The organism is Streptomyces sp. PSU-S4-23, assembly GCF_055632315.1.
Genome location: NZ_JBVMUU010000002.1, coordinates 1,410,260 through 1,436,454, shown reverse-complemented (window position 1 = coordinate 1,436,454; position 26,195 = coordinate 1,410,260). Strand labels below are relative to the sequence as shown.

Sequence of the window (26,195 nt, the reverse complement as noted above, 5' to 3'; positions counted from 1 at the left end):
CCCGCCGCCCCGGCTCACTCCGGGAAGTCCCCGTCCACGTACACCCAGGCCCCGTCGACCCGCGCGAAGCGGCTCCGCTCGTGCAGCGAGCCACCGCGGTAGGAGGCCCGGAAGGTCACGGTCCCCGTGGTGTGGAACGCCGAGCCGTCCGTCGTCCCCAGCACCTCCAGCCCCGTCCACCGCATCCCCGGATCGAGGTCGATCCGCGCCGGCCGGGTGCGCGGATGCCAGGTGCGCAGGAGATACCCGGCGTCGCACCTCACGAAGGCGCTGTACCGCGACCGCATGAGCGCCTCGGCGGTCGGGGCGAGGGCGGCACCGGAGTGGAAGCGGCCGCAGCAGTTCTCGTACGCCTCGGGCAGCCCGCACGGGCAGGAACGCGTGGTCATGACCGCCATTGTGCCCACCGGCACGGGGGCCGCCGCCGGCCGGCCCGCGGCCACGCCCCGCCCACGGCCGGCAATGACCCCGGTCCCGCACGGCCGGAAACCGCCCGCCCATGCGGTACGCGCCCATCCGAGTCACAGTGGAAGAAGGCCGCACAGCCCCTGTGTCCCGTTGCCTCGCTGCGGCATGAGGAGGGACGGAAGATGACTCGAGCCGACGGCAGCCGGCCTCCGTCCGCCAAGGAGTGGACGCTGCGCCTGTACCTTTCCGAACGCGACCCGGACACCACCGCACGGGTCGTCCTGGACACCGGTGACAACCTGCTGGAGAGCCGCGCGGAGGCCCACCGCAACCCGTACGACCGGGCGGTGCCCGAGATCGGTGACGAACTGGCCGCCGGACGGGCCCTGATCCTGCTGGGCCGGCAACTGCTGCGTGCCGCCGCAGGCGACATCAGAGCGGTCGGGGCGCCGGAGAGCGCCCAGCCGATCCCGCTCTGGTTTCCTCGGGAATGAGGAGGCTGAATCGTGTTCTTCATGGATCGTCGCGAAGCGGGACGGCAACTGGGCGCCCGCCTCCAGCACCTCATGGGCAAGGACGTCGTGGTGCTGGGGCTGCCCAGGGGCGGAGTCCCCGTAGCCCTGGAGGTCGCCGAAGCCCTCGGCGCACCGATGGACGTCTGCCTCGTCCGGAAGCTCGGCGTGCCCTACCAGCCGGAGCTGGGGATGGGGGCGCTGGGCGAGGACGGCGTGCGTGTGATCAACGACGTGGTGATGCGCGAGGCCCGCGTCACGCCCGGGGAACTGGCACAGGTCGAGGAGCGCGAGCGCGAGGTGCTGGCACGGCGGGCCCGGCGCTACCGCGGCGACCGGCCACCGGCCCGCATCGAGGGGCGCACGGTGGTGGTGGTCGACGACGGGGTCGCCACGGGATCCACCGCACGGGCGGCATGCCGGATCGCCCGGGCCCGCGGGGCCGCGCACATCGTGCTGGCGGTCCCGGTCGCGCCGCGGGACTGGACCGCGCGCCTGAGCGGGGAGGCCGACGAACTGATCTGCCTCGACACGCCGCGGGACTTCTTCGCGATCGGCCAGTTCTACGCCGACTTCTCCCAGGTCGAGGACGAGGAGGTCGTCGCCTGCCTGGAGCGGGCGGCGCGGCGCCCCCATGCGGCGGCCGCCGGTGCCGCGGGACCCCGCGACCGGGAGGTGGAGATCACCGCCGGGCCCACCCGGCTGCGGGGGCGGCTGACCGTGCCCGAGGACGCGGACGGGATCGTGCTCTTCGCGCACGGCAGCGGCAGCAGCCGGCACAGCCCGCGCAACCGGTTCGTCGCCGAGGGCCTGAACCGGGCCGGGCTCGGCACGCTGCTGTTCGACCTGCTCACCGAGGACGAGGAGCGCGACCGGGCCAACGTGTTCGACACCGGTCTGCTGGCCGGACGGCTCACCGGCGCCACCGGCTGGCTACGCGCGCAGCCCGAGGCGGAAGGGCTCGCCATCGGCTACTTCGGCGCCAGCACCGGGGCGGCCGCCGCCCTGTGGGCCGCCGCCGAACCGGAGGCGTCCGTGGCCGCCGTCGTCTCCCGCGGGGGCAGGCCCGACCTGGCCGGGCCCCGGCTGCCCGCCGTCACCGCCGCCACGCTGCTCATCGTCGGCGGCGCCGACCTGACCGTCCTCGACCTCAACCGGCAGGCACAGGCCCGGCTGCGCTGTGAGAACCGGCTCGCGGTCGTCCCCGGCGCCACGCACCTGTTCGAGGAGCCCGGAGCGCTGGAGGCGGTGACCGACCTGGCCCGCGACTGGTTCACCGACCACATGGCGCCCGCCCACGTCTGATGACGGCACCGTCTGATGACGGCACCGTCTGACGACGGCACCCATCCGCGTCTGCCGTCCGCGCCCGTTCCGGCCCCCACGGGGGCCGGAACGGGCGCGGACGGCGCGATCAGGGGCGGGTGACCTAAAGGCCCTGCGAGAGCAGGAGTTCATGAGCCAGCCGGGCTCCCTTGGCCGCCTCCTCGGGCGGGGTGTCCTCGGCGGGGACGTTCTCCAGTCCGTGGGCCAGCGCCCGGACGGCGCCGGCCAGCGTCGCGACCTGCGACTCCAGTCGGCTCAGCCGGGCCTCCGGGCTCAGCGGCGTCTCCGCGCCGGAAGCGGCGGCGCGGGTCTCGGTGTCCGGTTCGCTGGAGTGGTGCGTCATGTCGGGCCTCCTTGTCTGGCGATGGCAGGCCGGGTGGCTACCGGGTGGCTACTCGACGGGCGTGATCAGGCCGTAGTGGCCGTCGTAGCGGTGGTACAGGACGTTTCCGCGTCCTGTGGCCTCGTCGGTGAAGAACACGAACGGGAACCCGCTGATGTCCAGCCGCTGCTTCGCCTCGTCCACACTCATCCGGGGGACGGGTATCTCGCTCACGGTCAGCGGCACGGCCGCGCCGTCGACCGGTGGGTTGTGGGGGTGTGCCAGGGCGAGCCGGTAGCCGGTCGGGCCGCCCCGGTACACCACACAGTCCTCACCGGTGTCGATGTCGGTGAACAGGTGGAAGCCGTAGTCCATCATCTCCATCTCGAAGGCCGCTTCGTCCAGCGTCTCCCGGGCCAGGGAGAACGACTTGTGCCGCACGACCTGCCGCTCCTCGGCCGGACGCGGGAAGTAGTCAGGCCGCTGGGCGCGCTCGCTGCCGTGCCGCCACTCGTGCGGCTCAGGGACGGGCATCCGTCCGCGGCGGGCCTCCCAGTGCCGCTCAAGCCGCTGCAGGCGCTCCGAGAGCCGGTCCTGGAGCAGGTCGACGGCCTCCGTCATCGTCGGGGCGGCGACATGCGCCCGGGCGAGGCGCCCGTTGACGTCCAGGTTGGCCTGGGCCACCGCCGGGCGCTGCATGGCGGGATTCGCCATGCGGGTCAGCTTGACCCGGGCGAACAGGACCGGTTCACGGGTCCGTTCGATGAGAGCCCCCACCTTCTCCCGCGCGTACTCCGTCGCGTCCGGCGGCATCTGGCCCTGGGCCTCCACCTGGATGTCGGGAGCCTGCTGTGGTGCCGATCGCTTCATGGCGCCTCCTGTGCTGGAAGGTGTCACCTTCCAGACTTGTCGCCGATCAGTGGGATGTGGAGGGCCGAAGGTCCCCGGCCTCGTCGCCGCCGGGGCCGTGACGTCGGCCGTCACCGACGTCGGCCGTCACCGTACGGGTGCACCCGTCGCGGACTTCGCACACCGCCCGGGACCGCTTTAGCGTGGGAACATGCACGAGGGCACGGTCACCTTGTTCCTCGGCGGCGACGTGATGCTCGGCCGGGGCGTCGACCAGATCCTTCCGCACCCCGGCGACCCGGCGCTGCGGGAGGGGTACATCCGCGACGCCCGGGCCTACGTCGACCTCGCCGAGGACGCGAACGGCCCGATTCCCCGGCCCGTCGGCTTCCGCTGGCCCTGGGGTGAGGCGCTGGAGGTCCTGGACGGCGCCGCGCCCGACGTGCGGGTGATCAACCTGGAGACCAGCGTCACCGCCGACGGGGAGTTCGCGCCCGGCAAGGGCGTCCACTACCGGATGAGCCCCGCCAACCTGCCGTGCCTGGCCGCGGCCCGCCCGGACGTGTGCGTCCTGGCCAACAACCATGTGCTCGACTTCGGCCGGCGCGGCCTGGAGGAGACACTCGACGCCCTGGCCGGGGCGGGGCTGCGGACGGCGGGCGCGGGCCGGGACGCGCTCGCCGCGAGGCGGCCGGCGATCGTTCCCCTGGACACGGGCGGACGGGTGCTGGTCTTCTCCTTCGGGATGCCCACCAGCGGGATCCCGCACGGCTGGGCCGCCGGCGAGGAGCGGTCCGGCGTCAACTTCGTCGAGAGGCCGTCGGCCGCCGCCGCGGCCGCGTTCGCCGACCGCCTGCGCCAGGTCAAGCGCCCCGGGGACATCGCGGTCGCCTCGGTCCACTGGGGCCCCAACTGGGGCTACGAGGTCTCCAGCGGCGAGGTCCGCTTCGCCCACGCCCTCGTCGACGCCGGCGCGGACATCGTGCACGGGCACTCCTCGCACCACCCGCGCCCCCTGGAGGTCCACCGGGGCCGGCTCGTCCTGTACGGCTGCGGCGACCTGGTCGACGACTACGAGGGCATCGGCGGCTACGAGCACTACCGGGACGACCTGCGGCTGCTGTACCTGGTGTCGGTGGAGGCGGACACCGGCAGGCTGGCGGGCGTACGGATGGTGCCCCTGCAGGCGCGCAGGATGCGGCTGGAGCACCCCTCGCCCGACGACACCGAGTGGCTGCACGCCACCCTCGGCCGGTACTGCCGGGGCTTCGGCACCGACGTCGACCGGGAGCCCGACGGCACCCTCACGCTCCGTACGCTGCGGGGCGTGGGGACCGGCGGGTGACCGGCGCGTCATGCGCTCCGGCCCTTGCGCAGGAACCGGCGCAGCCGGGGCAGCGGCCATGTGTTGACCACGTCGTCCGCGGTGAGCCAGCCCCGCTGCGCGGTGCCGACCCCGTAGCGCAGGTAGGCCAGGTGGAGCACGGAGTGGGCGTCGGTGTCGACGGCGAACTTCACGCCGTGCCGCCTGGCGCGCAGGATGTCCTCGTCGCCCAGGTCGAGGCGGTCGGGCTGCGCGTTGACCTCCAGCGCGGTCCCGGTGCGGGCGCAGGCGGCGAAGACCTCGTCCCAGTCGGCGTCGATGCCGGGCCGTTTGCCGATGATCCGGGTGGTCGGATGGCCGATCACGTTCACGTGCGGGTTCTCGCAGGCACGCACCAGCCGCCGGGTCATGGCCTCGCGGCCGAGGTGGAAGTGGGAGTGCACGGAGGCCACACAGAGGTCGAAACCCTCCAGGAAGTCGTCCGGCCAGTCCACCTCGCCGTCCGGGCCGATGTTCAGCTCGGTGCCGTGCAGCAGCCGCATCCGGTGGCGGGTGCCGTCCAGCGCCCGCAGCCGCTCGCGCTGGGCCAGGATCTTCTCATCGGTCATGCGCTGCATGTACAGGTTCGGCGCGTGGTCGGTGACGGCGTAGTAGGCGTAGCCCCGTTCGGCGGCGGCCGCCACCATCTCCTCCAGCGGGGCGAGGCCGTCGGTCAGGTCGGTATGGGTGTGCAGGTCGCCGCGGATGTCCCGCTCGGTCACCACCTCGGGCAGTTCGCCGCGCAGCCCGGCCTCGATCTCCCCCCGGTCCTCCCGCAGGGTCGGCGGGATCCACGGCAGGCCCAGCCGGGCGTAGACCTCCTCCTCGGTCCGGGAGGCGACCGCCTTGCCGCCGTCCACCTCGAACAGCCCGTACTCGGACAGCTTCAGCCCCTGGCGGATGGCGATCGTGCGGGTGCGGATGTTGTGCGCCTTCGACCCGGTGAAGTACTGCAATCCGGCGCCCCAGGAGTCGGGCGGCAGCACCCTCAGGTCCACCTGCACGCCCTTCACCGTGCGGATCGACGTCTTCTTCTCGCCGTGGGCGATGACCTCCGCGGTGGACGGCAGCTCGCTGAGCGCGTCCATGAAGGGGCGGGACCGCTCGGCGGCGACGAGGACGTCGATGTCCCCGATGGTCTCCTTCATACGGCGTAGGGAACCGGCGTAGGTGCAGCGGCGGCAGCCGGTCACCCGGGAGAGTTCGGCGACGATGTCCTCGGCGGGGTCCATCGCGATGTGCAGCAGGATGCGGCCGCCCGCCTGCTGCATCAGCGCGATGCCGTGCAGGATGTTCTCCTCGGTCTTCCTGCCGAAGCCCTTCAGCCCCTCCAGCTCTCCCGCCTGTATGGCGTCCGCCAGTTCGTTCACCGAGGAGATGTGCAGGTCCTCGTAGAGCGTCATCGCCTTCTTGGGCCCGAGGGTGGGGATCGTGATGAGCTCTCGCACCCCGGCCGGGATCGCCGCCCGGCGCTCCTCGACCACGGTGACGGTGCCCGTGCGGAAGTACTCGGTCACCTTGTCCGCGATGGACTTGCCCACACCGGGGATCTCACGCAGTCCCTTGGCGTCCAGGTGGGAGACGTCGGCGGGGTAGCCGCCGATCGCACGCGCGGCCTTCTCGTAGGCGCGCGCCTTGAAGGCGTCGCCTCCGGTGATCGCGATGAGGTCGGCGTACTCCTGAAGGAGCGCTTCGACCTCTTCGTTGGGCCGGCCCACACTCCGAGTGTAGGAACGGACACGTGGGAGGGACCAACCGGGAGACACACGCGAACGCGGGCTGTGACCATCGGGCCACACCTCGCGACATCCCCTGGTCGAAGATCGTGTCCGAGGGGGAGCCGGACCGGGAGCGCACACTCCCGATCCGGGTGGTGGTCTCGTCCGCGCGCAGGATGCGCCCCATGACCGGCAGCGCACGTTCCGGGCAACGATCAACGCACCGCCCGAGCTGTCCGGCACCCTCGTGATCGACGGCGGCCGTGCCCGCGGTGCTTCCCGGGCGCACGCTGCGCCGAATCTGACGGCATGTCGTCTTCGCCGATCCGGCGTACGGCGGTCCTCCTCGCGGTTGCAGGGAGACCGGACCCGAGCTGGACCGGCTGCTTTATGCTCGCCCCCGCACGGGCGGTGGTCGCCCCAGGGCTTTTGGAGAGGCGCAGTCATGCAGTGGACACCCCGATGGTCGAGGCTGAACCGGTCGGTGTTGCCGGAGGCGGTCCGCAGGCGCCCGGCCGTCTTCGCCGCGGGGCTCGGCCTCGTGCTTGCCGCCGTGGTGGCGGGAGTGTTCCTGTGGCCGTCCGATGACGGAGGGGAGATGCCGACTGCCCGGACGTACCGGAACGTGGACGCCTGTCTTCTCACCGACAGCCGTGGAGTCGTACCGGGGGCGCCCGCGGCGCCGGCGTGGGCCGGCATGCAGGATGCGTCCCGGGCGACCAGGGCGCGGGTGAGTTTCCTGTCGGCGACGGGGCCGAACACCGAGGCGAACGTGGCCCCCTATGTCAACTCCCTGGTGCAGGAGCACTGTTCGGTGGTGGTTTCGGTCGGCGCCGTGCAGGCGCAGGCGGTCCGCGCGGTGGCGCCCCATCAGAAGGGCGTGCACTTCGTGGTGGTGGGAGACGGGCAGTCGTCGGCCAACGTTTCGGTGGTGAGCGAGGGGGACCGGGCCCGGTTGCGTGAACGAGTGCGCGAGATGGTGGCCGGACTGACCGCTTCGTCCTGATCCACCGATCCGCACTCGATGCCGCACGCCCAACCTGCGGCCCGGCCTGACTCGTTGGACGAAGCAGGTGACCATCGACCTTTCGCTGTAAGGATCAGGTAAGAAGATCGACTGGTTGTGGTCAGAGTGTGATCAACACGGGAAGCATCACGCCCGCTTGTGTTCTTTCCGTGTGTTCACAAAGGACTGCCCATGTCTCCCGCCCTGCATCGTCGATCGGCCCGGTCGTCGCGTCGGCTGTTCCGCCGCCGAGCGGCACGTGTGGTGGTCTTGGTCATCTGCTTCCTCCTGTCGTTCGTGCCGACCGCCGAGGAGGCTGTGGCGCAGGGGATGACGCTGTCGGCGGTGAGCATGCCGAAGCTCACGCTGACGGGCCTGTGGGACTGGCTGAACTCCTCGCCGCTGAAGCTGCCGCAGCAGCACGGCGGTTCGGCGAGCGGGCTCAAACACACCACGTCGGCGGCGGGCACCCGGGCGAAGGGCGGGCGCGGACACAAGCCGGGCAAGGGCAAGGGGGAACTGCGCGAGTACACACGGCACGTGCGTGACTCGCACACGTCCACCACGGGCCCGGCGGTGGTCGAGGGGCATGACGGGTTCGCCGCGGCGACGAGCAAGCGCGACGCGGCCGCATCGTCCGCGACGACGGACCTGTTCCACAACGCGGACGGTACGGCGACCAAGCGCGTGTACTTCGCCCGTCACAACTTCCGGGCGTCCGACGGCTCCTGGAAGCCGATCGACACCACGCTGGTGAAGTCCTCCGGCCGCTGGCGCGAGAAGGCCAACAATGTGGCCGTGGACCTCGCAGGCACCGCGCAGGACGCTCAACTGGCCTCCGTGGAGCCGGATTCCAAGCACCAGGTTTCCTACGCGCTGAACGGTGCGGCGGATGTGCCGGGGACCACGGACGCGGACGGCACCCTGACCTACGGCGGGGTGCTGGCGGACACGGACCTGCAGTTGGTGCCGCTGGCGGACGGCGTGAAGGAGAAGCTCGTCCTGTCCTCGGCGGACGCGCCGGCCTCGTGGTCGTTCACGCTGGACACCAAGGGCCTGACCCCGCGGCTCGCCGACGACGGATCGGTGGAGTTCACCGAAACGTCCGGCACGGTGGTGGAGCGGATCCCGCACGCGTTCATGCAGGACTCCAGCGTGCATCCCAAGTCGGGGGAGCCGGCGACTTCGCGGGCGGTGGACTACGCGCTGTCCCGGTCTCACGGCGGCTGGGTCCTGACGATGACCGCGGACCGGTCGTGGCTGAGCGACCCGGGCCGGGTGTGGCCGGTCACGGTGGACCCGACACTGACCGCGAGTGACAGCACCTACGCCGAGACGGGCAACTCCGGTGACCACTCGACGGAGGACGTGCTGAAGGTCGGCTCCTACGACTCCGGCACGCACAGCGCGAACTCGTTCCTGCACCTGACGGGCCTGACCGGCATGATCACCGGTCAGAACGTGACGGCGGCCAGCCTGCATGTCTTCGACATCTGGGCCTCGACGTGCACCGCGGAGCCGTTCTACGTCTCCCCGATCAGCGCCTCGTGGTCGGGTTCGGCCGTGACCTCCTACCCGGGCCCGGCGTGGGACAACACGGTGCTGGGACAGCTGACCGCCAACCCGGGTGCGGCGTGCACGAACACCGGCGGGTCCCGGACCACGGGCACGTGGATGTCGGTGCCGCTGGACGACTCCTGGTTCGACGGCGTGGCGGCGGGCACGAAGAGCAACCACGGTCTGGCGATGTACTCGACCACGACCGACGCGCTGCACTGGAAGCAGTTCGACTCGGTCAACGCCCCGTCCGGCTACCGGCCCTACCTGGACCTGACCCTGGCGGCGAACGTGGCGCCGCGGATCGACGCCGAGTACCCGCCGGACAACTACAACGCCCAGACGCTGACCCCGGAGCTGGTGGCGTACGGGTTCGACCCGGACGGTTTCCCGGGGACGGCGCTGCAGTACCAGTTCCAGCTCCTGAACGCCTCCACGGGTGCGGTGATCTCCGACTCGGGGCTGATCAACGGGGGTGACTGGAAGGTTCCCTCGGGGAAGACGGCCTGGGGCAGCACCTATCTGTGGCAGGTGCGCACCTACGACGGGCTGCTCTACTCGCCGTGGACGCAGAGCGCGATCACGGCCGTGGTACCGCAGCCGGCGGTGACCTCCGGGCTGACGCAGAACACCGACGGGCACGACTTCGATCCGAGTGTCGGCAACTACACCACCTCCGACACGGACGCGGATGTGCAGACGGTCGGCCCGTCGCTGTCGGTCGCGCGTGACTACAACTCCCTGGACCCGCGTGCGGACGGCGCGTTCGGCGCGGGCTGGTCGACGGTCGCGGACATGGAGGCCGCGCAGGTCAAGGACTCCACGGGCGCGGTGGTGAGCGTGAACATCACCTACCCCGACGGCTCTCAGGTCGGCTTCGGCAAGAACGCCGACGGCTCCTTCACCCCGGCGCCGGGACGCTGGGCGGAGCTGACCGCGACCACCTCCCCGGCCGGGTACAAGCTGGTGGACAAGGACGACACCGCCTACGTCTTCCAGCAGCCGATCACGGGCCGGTCGGGCGCGTACGCGATCTCCTCGATCACGGACTACGCGGGCCGCGCGGAGACCTTCGCCTACACCTCGGGCCGGCTCGCCACGATCACCTCGCAGGTCTCGGGCCGGACGCTGAACTTCACCTGGTCCACCCCCTCGGGTGCGACCGCCCCTCACGTGACGACGGTCGCGACCGATCCGTCCACGGCCGGGGACTCGAACACGATCGAGACCTGGAGCTACAGCTACAGCGGTGACAGCCTGACGAAGGTCTGTCCGCCGACGGACGCCACCCACTGCGTCACCTACGGCTACGCCAACGGCAACCACTACCGCACCACGGTGCTGGACGCCGACCCGTTCGCGTACTGGCGCATGGGCGAGACCTCCGGCACGACGGCCGCCGACGCCGTGGACACCAACGAGGGCAACCTCAACGGCACCTACCACAACGTCACCCTGGGCTCGGCCGGACCGCTGGCAGGCGGCGACGCCGCGTCGTTCAACGGCACCAGTTCGTTCCTGTCGATACCGTCCTCGCCGGGTGCGACGCGCACGTACGCGTCGGTCTCGCTGTGGTTCAAGACGTCACAGGCCGGCGGAGTGCTGTTCTACTACGGTGACAAGCCGCTGACCGACCCCAACCCGGTCGCCGACACCAAGTACAACACCCCGGCCATCTACATCGGCACCAACGGCAAGCTGCACGGCTGCTTCGCGATGGCCGCCGGCTGCTACACCCCGATCCAGTCCTCCGGCACGGTGAACGACAACGCCTGGCACCAGGTGGTGCTCACCTCCGCCGGGAACACCCAGTCGATGTATCTCGACGGCGCTTCGGTCGGCACCATGTCCGGTGACCTGTGGTCCTGGAACCAGCCGTACGTGACGTTCGGCGCGGGTGTGGACACCAACGGCTGGCCGGACATGCCCGCCGACACCCTCGGTCACTACAACGGCCTGATGGCCGAGGCCGCGATCTTCAACAAGCCGCTGGACGCCACCACCGTCGCCGACCAGTACACGGCCGCCACGACCGGCGCGAAGCTGCTGGGGACCATCACCCTGCCGTCGGGCAAGACCCAGAACGCGGTGCAGTACAACCCCGTCGACGACACCATCTCCCAGGAGACGGACAACAACGGCGGCGTCTGGAAGCTCCAGCCGCCCACGGTGACCGGCTCCTCGCAGGTGTACCGCTCGGCAGTGCTGGGCGCGGGCCCCTCGGGGTACTGGCGGCTCGGCGACACCTCCGGACCCGCGGCGGCGAACGAGGTCCACACCGGCTACGCCACCTACAACAACGTCACCCTCGGTGCCACCGGTCCCTTCGGCTCCGGTGACGAGACAGCGGCGACGTTCACGAACGCCTCCGGGTCCTACGCGGCCACATCCGGCCCCGAGGTGGACACCTCCAAGAGCTTCTCGGTCTCGGCCTGGGCGAAGCTGACCGATGCCGGCCACAACTCCGAGCTCGTCTCCCAGGACGGGTCGACCACCGAAGGCTTCGCCCTCTACTACTCCTCCAGCCTGAACAGCTGGGTGTTCGACAGGGCCTCGGCGGACGTGGCCAGTCCGACCCAGACCAAGGCCAAGTCCACCGACGGCGGTGTCACACCGGCGGTGAACACCTGGACGCACCTGGTCGGCGTCTACGACGCCGCCGCGGGGACGATATCCCTCTACGTCAACGGCGCCCTCACCAGCTCGGTCGCCTTCACCACCCCGTGGTCGGCGGGCGGTGCGCTGCAGATCGGCCGTCACCTGTGGAACGGCAGCTACCCCACCAGCTCGCGCCTGGACGGCTCGATGGGTGAAGTCGCCGTCTTCCGCAGCGCGCTGACCGCCGCACAGGTGTCGCAGGAGTGGACGGCCTACAAGTCCTCCACCGGTGTGGCCCCGGTCCGGACGGTGAAGGTGCAGGTGCCCACCGACGACGGGTCGACGAAGTACATCACCTACGGGTACGACGTCGGCAACGGCGACCGGGTCCTGTACCAGACCGACGCCCTGGGCAACCGCACCACGTACGGCTACGACACCTCCGGCTTCCTGTACACCGTCACCGACCCGGACGGGAACACGACCACCACCGGACACGACGTGCGCGGCAACGTGGTGTCGAAGTCGACGTGCCAGGACCAGGCGCAGAACCTGTGCGAGACGGACTACTACACCTACTATCCGGACGACACGACCGCGGACCCGGCGCCGGACCCGCGCAACGACCTGCTGCTGACCGAGCGGGACGGGCGTTCCTCGGGCCCGACGGACAACACGTACCTGACGAGCTACTCCTACGACGCGTACGGCAACCGGACGGCGGTGACCACCCCACCGGTGGCGGGCTTCCCCAACGGCCGTACCACGACGACGACGTACACCACGTCGACCACGCCCGCGGCGGACAGCGGGTACGCGCCCGCGTACCTGGAGGCGTCCACGACCACGCCGGGCGGCGCGACCACCACATACACCTACAACCACAACGGAGACCTGGCCCAGCAGACCGGCCCCAGCGGTGCGTCGGTGAGGTTCACCTACGACGACATCGGCCGCAAGCTGACCACGACCGAGATATCCGACAGCTACCCGTCGGGCCTCACGTCCTCCTACGCCTACGACAAGGACGACCAGGTCGTCACCGAGACCGAGCCGCCCGTCACCGACCGGGTCACGGGTGCGGTGCACACCGCGCGGACCTCCACGGTGTACGACGTCGACGGCAACATCGTCTCGCAGACGACCTCGGACCTGACCGGCGGGGACGGGCCGCGCCGTACCGAGTGGACGTACGACTCGGGCAACCGCGTGTCCACCGAGTCGCAGGTCGCCGCGTTCAACGCCGACGGGTCGGACAAGACGCTGCAGACCACGACCTACACCTATGACGTGTACGGCAACGCGGTCACGGAGGTGGATCCGTCCGGGAACGAGACGGACTACACCTTCGACGCCGACAACCGTCAGGTCACCACCACCCAGCCCGGCTACACCGGCGACCCCGACAACCCCTCCGCCGCACGCACCCTGACCCTGGACTCGCGCGCGTACGACCCGGCCGGACGCCTGGCGTCGACGACCGACTCCATGGGCTTCACCACGTCCTACACGTACACCGACAACGGTCTGCTGGCGTCGGTCACGCGCACGGACGCGGTGACGGACCCGGGCAACCCGAAGTCGTTCGTGCAGCAGGCCAACACCTACGACGCCGCCGGGAATCTGACACAGCAGGTCACCAACGACGGCGCGACCACGACCACCTACGCGGTGGACGCGGCGTCCCGCACCACCACGACGACGGTGGACCCCGCCGGCCTGAACCGCACCGACACGGTGTCGTACGACCCGGACGACCACGTGGTCACCTCCACGCACTCCGGCGCCTCCGGCACCCCGGAGACCACCTCCTACAGCTACGACGCGCTCGGCAACACCACCTCGGCCACGGTCCACGACGGCACCACCGCCCCGGTCGGCCGCTGGAAGCTGAACGAGACCTCCGGCAGCAGCGCCGCGGACTCGTCCGGCTCCCACGCCACCGCGACCGCCGGGAGCGGGGTGACGTGGTCGGCCGACCACGGCGGCAGTGCCGTGTTCGACGGCACGTCAACCTCCTACGCCGAGACCGGTGATCCCGTCCTGGACACGGCCGGCGGCTACACCGTCTCCGCGTGGGTCAAGCTCAACTCCTCGACGGGCAACTCCACCTTCGTCTCCCAGAACGGCACCGCCACCAGCGCCTTCCAGCTCTACTACTCCTCCGGAGGCAACAAGTGGGCCTTCGGCGGCCATACCGGCGACACCTCCGGCGCCACCTGGACCGCCGCCTACGGCGGCACCCCCGTGGTGGGTCAGTGGACCCACCTGGCCGGTGTCTATGACGCCGCCGCGAGCCAGTTCGAGCTCTACGTCAACGGTGCCCTGGCCGCCACCAAGGCCTTCACCTCCCCGTGGAACGCCACCGGCACCCTCGACATCGCCCGCAAGCTGTCCTCGGGCACCTGGGGCGAGTACGCCAACGCCGCGATCTCCGATGTGCAGGTCTACTCCGGGGCGCTGTCCTCGGCCCAGGTCTCCAGCGTGTACGGCGGGACGCTCCCCGCGGCGAACTCCACCGTGCACAGCACCCGGGCGCATCTGGACCAGCGCGGACTCCCGACCTGGGCGGCGGACGCGAACGGCAACGTCACGTCCTACGCCTACGACGAGGCGGGCAACCTGGCGGTCCAGACGCAGCCGACGGTGAACGCGGAGACGGTCGATGCGGCCACGGGCACCTCCAGCACGGTGGCGTCGCACCCGGTGTCGTACACGGGTTACAACACCTACGGCCAGGTCGCGGAGACCAAGGACCCGAACGGCAACGTCACCACGACCGGGTACGACCCGCTGGGCCAGCAGGTTTCGCAGACCCTGCCGCCCTACACGCCGCCGGGTTCGTCCACGGCGATCACCCCCGTGACCTCGACGCAGTACAACACGGCCGGTCAGATCACCTCCGAGACCGACGCGCTGGGCAACGTCTCCTCCTACACCTACGACCAACTCGGCGACCAGGTGGACGAGACACTGCCGGGCGGCCGGACGACGCACTCGACCTACGACACCAACGGCGACCTGCTGTCGGTGACCGACCCCACCGGCGCGGTGACCCAGGCCACGTACGACTATCTGGGTCACAAGCTGACGTCGACGCAAGTCGAGCGCAAGCCCTCGCAGGCCGCCTACACCACGACGAACCACTACGACGCGCCCGGCGCCATGCTGTCCTCGTCGGTGTCGCCGACGGGTGTGACGACCTCGTTCACCTACAACGCGGCCGGTGAGCAGACCGAGGTCGTGGACGGGGCGAACAACGCCACCCAGTACTCCTACGACCTCGACGGCCGGCAGACCAAGGTCACCAACCCGGACGGCACCTACGCGACGACCGCCTACGACGCCTTCGGCAACGCGGTGGGCACCGCGGAGTACGACGCCACCGGAATGATGCGCCGCACCACCTCCGCGCAGTACGACCCGGCGGGCAACCTGACCGCCTCCACGGACGGCAACGGCCACACCACCACCTTCACCGTGGACCCGACGGGCATGGTGACCAAGGAGGTGCAGCCGGTCGCGGCCGGCAAGTCGATCACCACCTCCTTCGGGTACGACGCGGCCGGGAACCGCACCCGGTTCACCGACGGCAACGGCTACGACGCCTCAGGCAACCCCGTCGCCGGGCATGACTGGCTGACCACGTACAACCCGTGGAACCTGCCCCAGTCGCAGATCGAACCGTCCACGCCGACCTACCCGGCGGTCGCGGACCGGACCTTCACCACCGTCTACGACGCGAACGCGCGGGTGACGCAGCAGCTGTCTCCGGGCGGCGTGGCCGTCACCAACACCTACGACCCGGCCACCGGTGACCTGACCCGGCAGGCGGGCAGCGGTGCCGAGGCGACCACCGCCGACCACACCTTCGGCTACGACGCCGACGGGCGCATGACCTCCGCCGCCGCCCCGGGCAGCGACAACACGTTCACCTACAACGACCGCGGCGACCTGCTGACCACCGCCGGACCGTCGGGAACCTCGTCCTTCGCCTACAACGGCGACGGGCAGATGGCCTCGCGCACCGACGCCGCGGGCACCTCCGCCTACGGCTACGACACCGCAGGCCGCCTGCACACCCTCAACGACGCCGCCACCGGGTCCACCGCCACCGTCGGCTACGACCAGATGTCGCTGCCGACGACCATCTCCTACGGCACCGGCAAGGCCAGCCGCACCCTGCAGTACGACTGGGCACACCGGCTCAGCTCCGACACGCTCACGAACCCGTCGGGCGGAACCGAGGCCTCGGTCTCCTACGGCTACGACCTGAACGACAACGAGACCTCCAAGACCACCACCGGATTCGCGGGGGCCGCCGCCAACACCTACACCTACGACTGGGCCGACCGGCTGGCCTCCTGGAACAACGGCACCACCACCGTCACCTACGGCTACGACAACGCCGGCAACCGCACCCTGGTCGGCGGGGACACCTACACCTACGACGCCCGCAACGAACTGACCTCGGACGGGCACAACACCTACAGCTACACAGCCCGCGGCACTCTGAGCTCGACCACCGACGAACAGAGCCGGATCACCACCACCACCGCGGACGCCTTCAACCGGGTGATCACCTCCGGGACGAAGAGCTACACCTACGACGGCCTGGACCGGGTGGTCACCGCCGGCGACGGCATCTCCAACCAGACCTTCGCCTACACCGGCACCGGCAACGACCTGGCCTCCGACGGCGGCACCACCTACAGCCGCGACCCCGGTGGCGCACTGGTCGGCCTGAACTCCTTCGGCACCAAGGTGCTGGCCATGACCGACGTGCACGACGACGTGGTCGGCCAGTTCACCGACACCGGCACCGCCCTGACCGGCTCCACCACCTACAACCCCTTCGGCAAGGTCCTCACCACCCAGGGCATGGTCGGATCCCTGGGCTACCAGTCGGAATGGACCGACCCCGACACCTCCCAGGTCGACATGGCCGCCCGCTGGTACAACCCCAACACCGGCCAGTTCACCTCCCGCGACACCGTCGGCCGCAACCCCGTCCCGGACTCCGCCGCCGCCGACCGCTTCGCCTACGGCGACGACAACCCGCTGACCAACACCGACCCGACCGGCCACTGGTCGCTGTGGGGCGCGGTGAAATCCGTGGGACACGCGATCCACAAGAAGGCCTCCTCGGCCTGGCACCACTCCAGCCTGGGCCGCACGGTCACCTCAGGCATCAAGCACCTCCAGCACATCGCCCACGAGATCAAGAAGCACGGCATCATCGGCGCGGCCAAGCACTACGCCAAGAAGGCCGTCAAATACGTCCGCGACCACCATCCCGCCATCTACCACTACGCCAGGCACTACTACCAGCGCGCCCGGCACTACTACCACCGCGCCGTCTACTACGCACATCACCCCGCCAAGGCACTGAAACGCGCCAAACAGATCGCCAAACACGTCGGCAAGGCCGTCGGCAGACAACTGCGCAAGGCCGGCCGGGCCGCGAAGAACTTCGTCAAGAAGCACGCCGCCACCATCGCCGCGGGAGCCGTCTTCCTCGGCTGCAGCGCAGCCGTCGGAGTCGAAACCTTCGGCGCCGGCATGGTCGCCTGCGCCGCAGCAGCCGGCGCCGTCGGCAACGCGGTCGGCTACGCACAGGCCAACAAGGGGCACATCTCCGCCAAGGGCCTCCTGCTCAGCGCAGGCATCGGCGCGGTCTCCGGCGCCATCGGCGCCGCCGCAGGCGGCGTGGCAGGCGAAGCCGTCTCCCCCTTCATCGGCAGAGCGGTCGGAGGACTCGCCAGTGGTCTGGGCGCCCGCGTCGTCAGCGGCGCCGCAACCGGCGCCATCGCCGGTGAGGTCGGCGGCGCCGCCTCAGGCGCCACCGACTTCGTCGGCGGCTGCCTCACCGGAGGATCCTGCAGCGCCAAGACGGCCAACGCCGCCATCTCCGCCGGCGCCAAGGACGGCGCCCTCATGGGCGGCCTCTTCGGCGGACTCGGCGGCCTCAAGGCGTCCAAGGGCGCCTGCCACAGCTTCACCGCGGCCACCGGCGTCCTGATGGCCACCGGCGCCACCAAGCAGATCAGCCAGGTCAAGGCCGGTGACTACGTCCTCACCGCCGCACCCGGTGAGAAGAAGAAGGAAAAGCACCGTGTCGACCGGGTGATCACCACCCACACCGACCACGACTTCGTCGACGTCACCCTCGCCACCAAGTCCGGCGCCAAGACCATCCACACCACCAAGCACCACCAGTTCTACGACGCCACCACCAACACCTGGACCCAGGCCTACAACCTCAAGCCCCACCACAGGCTCCAGAACGCAGCCGGCACCACCACCGAAATCCTGGGCACCAGCGCCTACACCGCCACCCAGACCACGTACGACCTCACCATCAACGGCCTCCACACGTACTATGTGCTGGCGGGCGGCACGCCGATCTTGGTCCATAACTGCAATGGTGGAACTGCTCCGAATGGAGCTGCCTGCTCCTGCAACGGATCGACGAACCCCTCTAATGCGGACCTCGTGCAAGCGATTGCCACTCGCGCTCAAGCCCGACTGGGCGGCAGTGGGGCAGTCTCGGGTACTGCTAAGCATGCTTATGCCGACACTCTCCTCACTCGCTACCAGGGCATCTATGGAAATCGTGGTCTGATTACCGAACAAAGCTACTTGGGAGGGGTGCCCGTTCCGAGAGGCACGGCGGGGAGTGCCCGACCAGATGTGTTCGATCCGGCCGCAGGTATCGTGTATGACTACAAGTTCGTCAAGAACCCCGGTCAAGGGATCGGAAAGTGGCAAGCGGACAAGAATGTCCTAAACGTCCCGGGCGTGAATCTGACAGTGGAGGTGAACCCGTGAGCAAGGTGGATGCAGCGACCGTCAAACGGGTTACTAAGGACTGGGCGGCTCTGTACCCGGGTTTCGATGTCTGGCGGCCTTTGAGACTGCTTAGGCGTATTGGCCCTGTGCTTCAAGGGGTCACGCTCGACCGATCTACCTCGGGCGATGCGTACTTCCCGACCGTGCACATCCATGCTCTCACCCGAGAGTTTCCAGTCATCTCCCTGACTCTTGGCCAGCGTCTCGTCACGAGCTCAGGGGTGCAGGAGGCCGTTACTTTCTCTCGCCACGTGGAAGACTACTCTGACGCTGCTAGGCGACTGACCGAGCAGGCGCGGTTGAGTTTGGATTTGCCGCCGACGGTTGAGGACGTCGTCCGAGAGTTGCGTGCCTTTGCGGTCTCTCGGCAAGCCCAAGGTGGCCCGCCTGCGGTGAATGAAGTTGAGGATAGCGTCCTCATCCCTGCGGCAAGTGGCTCAGTTGATATTGCCAAGGAGAGCATCCAGCTCGCACAGGAGCTTCTGAGGAAGTGGCCTAAGTCGCGACTTCCGATTAATTGGACCTCGGGAGATGAATGGCTTGAGGGGCTATCGGCAAAGGCTGGGAATGTTGATTCGCTCCATGAGGTTGTCGACGGCCAGATCGCCTTTCATAAACTTGCAAAAGTGCGGCAGGAATAGCCCTTGGTGATGGAAAGGAGGCCCCGTCGGAATGACTTTCCGACGGGGCCTCTGGGGTTTGACGGCAGTAGTTGACGCTGAGGTTGAAAGGGTGGGGTGACGGGGCTTACGGAGGCTCCATCCCGAGTCCGGTCCCGGCTATGAAGCCGTCAAGGATCTCGGGTCGGCGTTGGATGCCGCGTAGGCGGTTCTTCACGAGTGGGGTGAGGTCGTCGATCGTGCGGGGTGCGAGGTTGGCCAGGGACTTCTTCAGGTGGGCCCATACGCCTTCGACTGGGTTGAGGTCGGGTGCGTAGGGCGGGAGCCTGACGATGGTCAGCCAGTCGCTGTGGCGTTCGCAGAACTCCCGCAAGGGCTTGGCGTGGTGGGTGCTGGCGTTGTCCCACACCACGATCAGCGGGGCACCGCCGAGTTGCCGACGGGCGGAGGTCAGCAGGTCCGCGAACTCGCGTGCCCGGAAGCCCTTCTTCTCGCCGGTCCGGCCCCGGTACGTCTGGGTCCGGTAGATCAGACGGGTCTCGCGGCCCGGCCTGACGCAGATCATCCCGGCCATCAGGACCCGGCCGGAACCCTTGCCCGTCACTCTGACCAGCGGCGTCCGTCCGCGTCGCGACCAGGTGCGACCCTTGCCGGGTTTCAGATCCTGCCCGGCCTCGTCCTCGAAGACTATCCACGCGCCCAGGAACTGGGCCGTCCTCTTACCCGTGACCACTGCTCCGTCCGCCACGCGGCGACGGCCTGTTCGTCCCGCTCGACGGCCCGGTGCGCGGGGACCTGCGGCGACCAGCCCAGCCGGTGCAGCAGGTAGGACACCCCGCGCGGGGTGTACTGGCACCCGAAGAGCCTGTGGATCAGCTCCCCGACCCTCGCCAGGGTCCACCGCTGGTCCTCCGTCCAGCCGTGCGCCGCCGGCCCCGCCTCCAACTCGGCCTGCAACCGCTCCGCCTGGACATCGCCCAGTCGGCACGGAAAGCCCCCGGCCCCCTTGGAGGCCAGGGCCGCGCTGCCGCCCTGGCGCCAGGCGGCGTGCCAGGCGTACGCCGACTTCCGCGACACCCGTAACCTGCGGGCCACCTCCGGCGGCCGTACCCCCTGCTCGAACATCTCCGCGGCCTCGAACCGCACTGCTTCACGCTTCGCCCGCCCCGCGGCGGTCAGACCGCCGCCATCCGCGTACCTCATGACGAGGATGTAGCACCGCCAACGCCCGCTGTCACCCCACCCTTTCAACCTCAGCGGCAACAACCCCGCACAACCACGGACATCTGCGTACTTCACCGGACCAGCAAACCGCGCTTGACCTGCGAAAAAGCAGGTAGAGGGGTGCCGCGTAGCACACGTACTATGTGGAGGCCGGGGACACGCCGGTCCTCGTCCACAACTGTGGCAGTGGTTACAACTCAGCCGGGAAGCCGTGCGGGTGCGGGGCTCCGCGAATTTTCGCCGTTGATTCCGCCGGCGAGGCCACCGCTATGCCGGTCCACGAGATTGACACAGCAAGGTTCCCGGATGTGGCTGACAATTTCGACAATGCGATCGGAAATGGTGAGAGTCCGATCGTGAACCGTATGGCGGGCAGGGCTAAGATCAGGGCGAACCGTAATGCCGCGCAAGCGGGACAGCCGCGCCCCAGCAGCTTGGGCACCGATGCCAATGGTGGTGCGTTGTCTTGGGAGGAATATCCGTTCGCGTCAACAACCCAAGGTGGTTCTGGTGCGACCCTGAGACTGATCAATCGTATTCAGAACACTACGCATGGACGAGAATCTCTGTGGCCGTTCCTCCGTGATAACGGAGTCAACGACGGAGACCCGTACTATGTGCGGACCAAATAAGGATTTGGCGAAGATGCTGGATGCCGAACTTGAGCGATTGACTGCCCATCTTGACAGCTTGGACAGGCCCGTCGTCGCATGGATGTTGCCGGGGGTGGACATGGATCATGTCTCATCGGTCCTTGGCGAGCCTGTTCCGGATTCTGTTGCGCGATGGTTCCGCTGGTGCAACGGCATTGCCAGCGTGGAAGGTCAACTTCAGGACGATGTCAACGCGATTCCGGGCTACAACCCACTTTCCATCGAGGAAGGCGCTCGTATGATGGCCTCCTACAGTGGTGATCCGGCGTTGGGGGACCACTGGGTGCCGCTCCTCGGTAGTGCAGGTGGCGATCTCTATGCTGCCGTCTGGGCCCCTGGAGAAGATGCAGTGGTTGTCGGAGTTTTGATCGGGGAACCGACTGAGGTCGAGTTCTCGACGATCGAGCAGATGGTGATGTTCTTCAACCGCTGCTTCGAAGGCGGGGCTTTTTTCGTGGACGACCAGGGGCAGTTGGCCATGTCTCCGGATCAATATGACGAGATCTACGCGCGCACTGTTGGATAGAGATCCACCTCTGTCGTAGATCGCGGGAAGCACAGGGCCGACGCCACTGATGCGACGGCCCTGTGTGTTGGTATCAGCTTGACTCTGACACGAAAAATAGAGTGCGTGTGGGTCAGGCCGTTGGGATGGGGTCGAACCGGACGGTGAGTCCGAGGCGGTTGGCTTCCTTGGCCATGCGTCGCATGGCGCGTTCGGGGTCGCGGCGGGTGAAGTAGTCAGCTCCGAGGTCCTGGTAGGTGGTCTTGTTGCGGAGGATGTGCCAGATGGCGATAGCGATCTTGTGCATCACGGTGACCTGGGCCCGCCTCCGACCGCGTCGAGCGGCGATGCGCCGGTAGTAGGCGCTGAGGTAGCGGTCCTTGTTCCGGATCGCCGCCATCGCGGCAACCCCCAGTACGCGTTTGAGGTTGCTGTTGCCCTGCCGGGTGCGGCCGGACTTGTTGACACCGGCGGACTCGTTCATTCCCGGGCAGACTCCGATCCAGGAGGCGAGGTGGCCGGCGGGGTCGTGGCGCTTGTAGCGCTGGGAGGCCGGCAGGCGGCCCATGTCCAGGCGGTCGAGGATGCGCCAGACGCCGGACTTGCTGATGGTGACGTCGTGGTACCGCTTGAGGTACATGGCGATCTTCTCGGGCCCGAAGTGGTAGTTCTGCCGCAGGTAGATGATCTTCCCGACCACCTCGACGTGGGTCGCGTTCGGGGACGTCTTCGGTGCCTTGGAGCGGGTGCGCAGGCCCTCGATGCCCTCGGCCTGGTAGCGGCGGTACCAGGTGTAGTACGCCTGCCGGCTGATCCCGAAGTAGCGGCAGGACATTGCGACGTTCCCGGTGACCTCTTCGACGTGGCGCATGACGGCCAGGCGCCGCTTGGCCTCACGGTCGAGCGGCGGGGTGGTGGGGATGGACTTCGGCATGTGGATCTCCGTAGTGATCGGAGACCCAGGTGTCAACGGTGATCGTCAGTTTTAGACCCGCTCCCAGGCCACCAACAGCGTGGCCCGGTCGCAGATCAAGTTGAATACGTCAGCGAACCGGCGGTTCGGATCGCTCCTTGCCCATCGGTGCAGCTTGAGCTGATGATCGAGTACCCGCCGCTCGGCCGCGAAGATGCTCGGCCACGTCTGCGGCGGCGCGTCGTTGTTCAACCGCGCTGCGGCGCTGGAGAGTGCTCTGTCCGGTGGCCTCTCCTCTCTCTTCGCCTTGAGCCTGTGGGCGGCGGGAGGCCATTCGTGCATTTACGCCCTACGTACGGGCATGTAGCCGTCATTACGGCACATCAGCGGTCTACACCGCCTGGGGATTTCCAGGAATTCCGAAATCCCGTCAAGCGGCTTTGTCGTGTGGCGTGAGGCTGATGGTCAAGTCGGCGCCCAGTGCATGAGCCAGGCGCCGAAGGAGGGGAAGCGTGGGCACGGTCCCGCCGCCTTCGAACCGGGAGATCTGCGGCTGCTTCATACCGCACCGCTCGGCCAGCTCGGCCTGGGACAGGCCGAGCTGGATGCGACGGTCGTGGACGAGTTGCCCGAGCTCGCGGGCGAGTGCGGAAGGCGGCTGCTGCATGGCTCCTCCCCGACTCAGGCTGCTGAGGCGACGATGGTGACGGTGGGCTCGTCTCCGTCGGCGAGGTGCATGTCCACGGTGAGGCCCAGGGCGCGGGCCAGGCGCATGATGACCGCGATGGGTGGCAGCTCGGTGGCCGTCTCGATGCTTTCGATGTCATCGACGCCGAGGTGCATGCGCTCGGCGAGGTCGGCCTCGCTCAGGCCCAGCTGCTTGCGCCGGTCGTGGACGGCCTTGCCGAGCGTCATGGCAAGGCCTGCCTCTTCGTAGACCCGGTCGTACTCGGGGTCAGCGTCGAGGTGTTCGCCCAGCAGCTGGCGGTGGCGGCGGGTCCTCCATTCGCTGTGGTTCATCGGTTCTCCTTGAGGTTGCGGCTGTAGAGGTCGTGTTCGGCGGCGGCTTCATGCTCTGCCTCGCACAATCGCTGTGCGGCGTGAGCTCGGTCCCCTTCGGCCTGCTCACGCATCTTTGTCTTGCGGAACACGGTGAGCAGCACGACACGTTGGCCGGGCGCCAGCCAGTAGGTGATCCGCTGATGGGCATCACCCAGGCGGAAGCGCAGCTCGCGGAGCTTGCCGCCCAGGTGGCGGGAGTGCGGTTCGTCGAGCATGGTGGGCTGCTCGGCCAGCAGGTCGGCGACCCGTTCGGCCTGCTTGTAGTGCTGGGCAGGAATGTTCTCCAGCCACAGTCGTACCTCCGGCTCGATCTCGATCGACTACCGTTCACCTTCCATAGCATCCATGCTATATGGCGCCCGTGAGATACGAGGGCGTGGCCGCGATTTCGGTCTCAGATCGTGTGGCGCCGCCGCTCGGCGTAGGTGAAGGCCAGGAAGTCCTCCAGTTCCTCATCCGACTCGAACGTGTCGGCGGCGAGATCATCTATCGAGCGGATCGACTGGGTCCCCTTTACGGCCAGCAGCTTCTCCACGAACGAGCGCGGGTGAAACCCGGCCGGAATGCCCGGCACGCGCACCGTGAGGGGCGCCACCAGGACGTCGGTGACCTCAGGCGCCGGGGCATCCTCGAAGTACAGTTCGATTGCTTCCCGCGGGTTGACCAGCACCTCCTCGATGCTCTCGCCCTGGCTGGCGACCTCGACCTGCAGGCAGCGCGCCGCGTACGACTCGCCCTCGTGCGTGATCGCGGCTTCCAGACTCAACGCGTATTCGCTCATGAGCCCGAGTCTGGCACGGTCCCAGGCCGGCTGTCCTTAGAGCCGACCCCAGGGGAGACTGGATCGCGGAGCACTGCGGGCGCCTGGAACAGGTCCGGCAGACCTGGCCCTGCGAAGTCATCGAGACGACCCAGCAGCCTACGAGTGGAGCAGGGCTGATACGTTCTCAGCTGGCGAGATGAGGTGATCGCCTGGGCACGCCGCCGCTGCACGCGGTTCGCCTGGTTCGGCAACGAGAGACGCGACCTCGGCAAGCGCAAGGCTGCCGGTGAGTGTCCGAGGGGGGACTTGAACCCCCACGCCCGATAAAGGGCACTAGCACCTCAAGCTAGCGCGTCTGCCATTCCGCCACCCGGACCAGGTGTCTGTCGTCGGGGTGTCCCCGCGGCGACGAAGGAAACATTACCAGGCTTTCGGGGCCGTTCGATCACGCCCTGTTCCCGCGTGAACGGCCCGTGACGGGGACGGCGGCCCGCTTGGGCCACGGCCGGGATCGGGGGAGGATGAGAGGGGAACCACCGGCAGTGACAGCGGGAGGAAGCAGCGTGACCGAGACGGACACGGCCAGGAGCGTCACCGGCGAGGACGAGGTCGTGGACCTCTGCCGCGAGCTGATCCAGATCGACACCAGCAACTACGGCGACCACTCCGGCCCCGGCGAGCGCAAGGCCGCCGAGTACGTCGCCGCGAAGCTGGCGGAGGTGGGCCTCGAACCGCAGATCATCGAGTCGCACCAGGGCCGGGCCTCCACCGTGGCGCGTATCGAGGGCGAGGACCCCTCGCGGCCCGCGCTGCTGATCCACGGCCACACCGACGTGGTGCCGGCCAACGCGCAGGACTGGACGCACCATCCGTTCTCCGGCGAGATCGCCGACGGGTGCGTGTGGGGGCGGGGCGCGGTCGACATGAAGGACATGGACGCGATGACCCTTGCGGTCGTCCGGGACCGGCTGCGCAGCGGACGCCGGCCGCCCCGCGACATCGTCCTCGCCTTCGTCGCGGACGAGGAGGCGGGCGGCACCTGGGGCGCCCGGCACCTGGTCGACCGCCACCCCGGGCTCTTCGAGGGCGTCACCGAGGCGATCGGCGAGGTCGGCGGGTTCTCGTTCACGGTCAACGAGCGGCTGCGGCTGTATCTCGTGGAGACCGCCCAGAAGGGCATGCACTGGATGAAGCTGACCGTGGACGGCACCGCCGGGCACGGCTCGATGATCCACCGGGACAACGCCATCACCGAGCTGTCCGAGGCCGTCGCACGCCTGGGCCGCCACCGGTTCCCGGTGCGCGTGACCAAGACGCTGCGGCACTTCCTCGACGAACTCGGCGACGCGCTCGGCACCGAACTCGACCCGGAGAACATGGACGAGACGCTCGCCAAGCTCGGCGGCATCGCCAAGCTGATCGGGGCCTCGCTGCAGAACACCGCCAACCCGACCCAGCTGGGCGCCGGTTACAAGGTCAATGTGATCCCGGGCCAGGCCACCGCGCACGTCGACGGGCGCTATCTGCCGGGCTACGAGGAGGAGTTCCTCGCCGACCTCGACCGGGTCCTCGGTCCCCGCGTCAAGCGCGAGGACGTGCACACGGACAAGGCCCTGGAGACCACCTTCGACGGTGCGCTGGTCGAGGCCATGCAGACCGCGCTGTCGGCCGAGGACCCCATCGCCCGCGCCGTGCCGTACATGCTCTCGGCCGGTACCGACGCCAAGTCCTTCGCCGACCTGGGCATCCGCTGCTTCGGCTTCGCGCCGCTGAAGCTGCCGCCGGAGCTGGACTTCGCGGGCATGTTCCACGGGGTCGACGAGCGGGTTCCGGTGGACGCGCTGAAGTTCGGGGTGCGCGTGCTCGACCGGTTCATCGACGCGTCCTGAGGCGCCCTGAGGCGCCCTGAGGCGTCCTGAGGCGTTCCGGGCGCTATTCGCCCGT

18 protein-coding genes, 1 tRNA gene and 2 pseudogenes are annotated in these 26,195 nt (G+C 68.9%); 9 read left to right on the top strand and 12 right to left on the bottom strand.

Translation table 11 applies throughout. The features are described from left to right. Positions 1-14: 14 nt before the first annotated feature. The gene (locus ACZ79I_RS07360) at positions 15-398 is read right to left on the bottom strand and encodes a YchJ family protein (protein ID WP_471495267.1); all 384 of its coding nucleotides are present in this window, start codon (positions 396-398) and stop codon (positions 15-17) included. A 192-nt stretch (positions 399-590) separates the two neighbouring features. On the opposite strand from ACZ79I_RS07360, the gene ACZ79I_RS07355 reads away from it, so the two are divergent. Both ACZ79I_RS07355 and ACZ79I_RS07350 read left to right on the top strand, forming a co-directional pair. Further along, on the top strand, positions 591-902 hold the full coding sequence (locus ACZ79I_RS07355; RefSeq protein ID WP_381080661.1) for a dsRBD fold-containing protein: 312 nt from the start codon (positions 591-593) through the stop codon (positions 900-902). A gap of 12 nt (positions 903-914) precedes the next feature. Beyond that, entirely contained in the window at positions 915-2,225 is a 1,311-nt protein-coding gene (locus ACZ79I_RS07350) for a phosphoribosyltransferase family protein (RefSeq protein WP_471495265.1), read from the top strand. 124 nt (positions 2,226-2,349) lie between these two features. Here ACZ79I_RS07350 and ACZ79I_RS07345 read toward each other — a convergent pair whose 3' ends face one another. Together ACZ79I_RS07345 and ACZ79I_RS07340 are read right to left on the bottom strand one after the other, a co-directional pair. Next, a complete protein-coding gene (locus tag ACZ79I_RS07345; protein ID WP_471495263.1) occupies positions 2,350-2,589 on the bottom strand; it encodes a hypothetical protein in 240 nt (79 codons plus the stop codon). Positions 2,590-2,637: 48 nt separating this feature from the next. Beyond that, positions 2,638-3,438, bottom strand: a complete 801-nt coding sequence (locus tag ACZ79I_RS07340) for a ribosome hibernation promotion factor (protein ID WP_471495261.1) — start codon at positions 3,436-3,438, stop codon at positions 2,638-2,640. Positions 3,439-3,628: 190 nt separating this feature from the next. Here ACZ79I_RS07340 and ACZ79I_RS07335 point away from each other — a divergent pair, with 190 nt between their 5' ends. After that, a complete protein-coding gene (locus tag ACZ79I_RS07335) occupies positions 3,629-4,762 on the top strand; it encodes a CapA family protein (protein ID WP_471495259.1) in 1,134 nt (377 codons plus the stop codon). Positions 4,763-4,770: 8 nt separating this feature from the next. Here ACZ79I_RS07335 and polX read toward each other — a convergent pair whose 3' ends face one another. After that, positions 4,771-6,498 carry a DNA polymerase/3'-5' exonuclease PolX gene (gene polX / locus ACZ79I_RS07330; protein ID WP_471495257.1) on the bottom strand — a complete coding sequence of 576 codons (1,728 nt, stop codon included), beginning with the start codon at positions 6,496-6,498 and terminating at the stop codon, positions 4,771-4,773. Positions 6,499-6,943: 445 nt separating this feature from the next. Between polX and ACZ79I_RS07325 the strand changes: the two genes are divergently transcribed. The 3 genes from ACZ79I_RS07325 (at position 6,944) to ACZ79I_RS07315 (ending at position 19,152) form a co-directional block, all read left to right on the top strand. After that, complete coding sequence (locus ACZ79I_RS07325) at positions 6,944-7,504, top strand: BMP family ABC transporter substrate-binding protein (protein WP_471495255.1); 561 nt, start codon at positions 6,944-6,946, stop codon at positions 7,502-7,504. Between the two features lie 261 nt (positions 7,505-7,765). Then, entirely contained in the window at positions 7,766-18,490 is a 10,725-nt protein-coding gene (locus ACZ79I_RS07320; protein WP_471495253.1) for a LamG-like jellyroll fold domain-containing protein, read from the top strand. Continuing rightward, positions 18,487-19,152, top strand: coding sequence for a hypothetical protein (locus ACZ79I_RS07315; protein WP_471495251.1), 666 nt, complete (start codon positions 18,487-18,489; stop codon positions 19,150-19,152). Before ACZ79I_RS07320 ends, ACZ79I_RS07315 begins: the two co-directional genes overlap by 4 nt. A 106-nt stretch (positions 19,153-19,258) precedes the next feature. Here the strand turns inward: ACZ79I_RS07315 and ACZ79I_RS07310 are convergent. Continuing rightward, positions 19,259-20,334 (bottom strand): IS630 family transposase gene (locus tag ACZ79I_RS07310; RefSeq protein WP_471495249.1). Its coding sequence is split into 2 segments (ribosomal slippage): positions 19,259-19,875 and positions 19,875-20,334, totalling 1,077 coding nucleotides; the frame shifts between segments, so codons are not numbered across the junction. A gap of 290 nt (positions 20,335-20,624) precedes the next feature. Here ACZ79I_RS07310 and ACZ79I_RS07305 point away from each other — a divergent pair. Then, positions 20,625-20,987 carry a NucA/NucB deoxyribonuclease domain-containing protein gene (locus ACZ79I_RS07305; RefSeq protein WP_471495247.1) on the top strand — a complete coding sequence of 121 codons (363 nt, stop codon included), beginning with the start codon at positions 20,625-20,627 and terminating at the stop codon, positions 20,985-20,987. A 13-nt stretch (positions 20,988-21,000) separates the two neighbouring features. Continuing rightward, positions 21,001-21,534: an SMI1/KNR4 family protein gene (locus ACZ79I_RS07300; protein ID WP_471495245.1), complete on the top strand. Its 534-nt coding sequence runs from the start codon at positions 21,001-21,003 to the stop codon at positions 21,532-21,534. Positions 21,535-21,646: 112 nt separating this feature from the next. Here ACZ79I_RS07300 and ACZ79I_RS07295 read toward each other — a convergent pair. The 7 genes and pseudogenes from ACZ79I_RS07295 to ACZ79I_RS07265 all read right to left on the bottom strand — a co-directional run. Further along, a pseudogene (locus tag ACZ79I_RS07295) lies at positions 21,647-21,988 on the bottom strand (IS110 family transposase); the annotation flags it as partial. Between the two features lie 51 nt (positions 21,989-22,039). Continuing rightward, positions 22,040-22,447: pseudogene (locus ACZ79I_RS07290) on the bottom strand (helix-turn-helix domain-containing protein); the annotation flags it as partial. Positions 22,448-22,856: 409 nt separating this feature from the next. Further along, entirely contained in the window at positions 22,857-23,093 is a 237-nt protein-coding gene (locus ACZ79I_RS07285) for a helix-turn-helix domain-containing protein (protein WP_471495243.1), read from the bottom strand. A 14-nt stretch (positions 23,094-23,107) separates the two neighbouring features. After that, the gene (locus ACZ79I_RS07280) at positions 23,108-23,446 is read right to left on the bottom strand and encodes a helix-turn-helix domain-containing protein (RefSeq protein ID WP_471495241.1); all 339 of its coding nucleotides are present in this window, start codon (positions 23,444-23,446) and stop codon (positions 23,108-23,110) included. Further along, positions 23,443-23,805, bottom strand: a complete 363-nt coding sequence (locus ACZ79I_RS07275) for a type II toxin-antitoxin system RelE/ParE family toxin (protein ID WP_471504803.1) — start codon at positions 23,803-23,805, stop codon at positions 23,443-23,445. The genes ACZ79I_RS07280 and ACZ79I_RS07275 overlap by 4 nt, the downstream gene beginning before the upstream one ends. 77 nt (positions 23,806-23,882) lie before the next feature. Further along, positions 23,883-24,269 (bottom strand): type II toxin-antitoxin system HicB family antitoxin, encoded by a 387-nt coding sequence (locus ACZ79I_RS07270; RefSeq protein ID WP_471495239.1) that lies wholly within the window; start codon positions 24,267-24,269, stop codon positions 23,883-23,885. A gap of 273 nt (positions 24,270-24,542) precedes the next feature. Then, positions 24,543-24,627, bottom strand: a tRNA-Leu gene (locus ACZ79I_RS07265). 187 nt (positions 24,628-24,814) lie between these two features. Between ACZ79I_RS07265 and ACZ79I_RS07260 the strand changes: the two genes are divergently transcribed. Beyond that, positions 24,815-26,140: a M20/M25/M40 family metallo-hydrolase gene (locus ACZ79I_RS07260; protein ID WP_471495237.1), complete on the top strand. Its 1,326-nt coding sequence runs from the start codon at positions 24,815-24,817 to the stop codon at positions 26,138-26,140. Positions 26,141-26,195: the final 55 nt, after the last annotated feature.

Coding starts and splice junctions, on each gene's coding strand:
- ACZ79I_RS07355 (WP_381080661.1), top strand. CDS start 591: ATGACTCGAGCCGACGGCAGCCGGCCTCCGTCCGCCAAGGAGTGGACG.
- ACZ79I_RS07345 (WP_471495263.1), bottom strand. CDS start 2,589: ATGACGCACCACTCCAGCGAACCGGACACCGAGACCCGCGCCGCCGCT.
- ACZ79I_RS07280 (WP_471495241.1), bottom strand. CDS start 23,446: ATGAACCACAGCGAATGGAGGACCCGCCGCCACCGCCAGCTGCTGGGC.
- ACZ79I_RS07325 (WP_471495255.1), top strand. CDS start 6,944: ATGCAGTGGACACCCCGATGGTCGAGGCTGAACCGGTCGGTGTTGCCG.
- ACZ79I_RS07335 (WP_471495259.1), top strand. CDS start 3,629: ATGCACGAGGGCACGGTCACCTTGTTCCTCGGCGGCGACGTGATGCTC.
- ACZ79I_RS07270 (WP_471495239.1), bottom strand. CDS start 24,269: ATGAGCGAATACGCGTTGAGTCTGGAAGCCGCGATCACGCACGAGGGC.
- ACZ79I_RS07305 (WP_471495247.1), top strand. CDS start 20,625: ATGCCGGTCCACGAGATTGACACAGCAAGGTTCCCGGATGTGGCTGAC.
- ACZ79I_RS07285 (WP_471495243.1), bottom strand. CDS start 23,093: ATGCAGCAGCCGCCTTCCGCACTCGCCCGCGAGCTCGGGCAACTCGTC.
- ACZ79I_RS07360 (WP_471495267.1), bottom strand. CDS start 398: ATGGCGGTCATGACCACGCGTTCCTGCCCGTGCGGGCTGCCCGAGGCG.
- ACZ79I_RS07300 (WP_471495245.1), top strand. CDS start 21,001: ATGCTGGATGCCGAACTTGAGCGATTGACTGCCCATCTTGACAGCTTG.
- ACZ79I_RS07340 (WP_471495261.1), bottom strand. CDS start 3,438: ATGAAGCGATCGGCACCACAGCAGGCTCCCGACATCCAGGTGGAGGCC.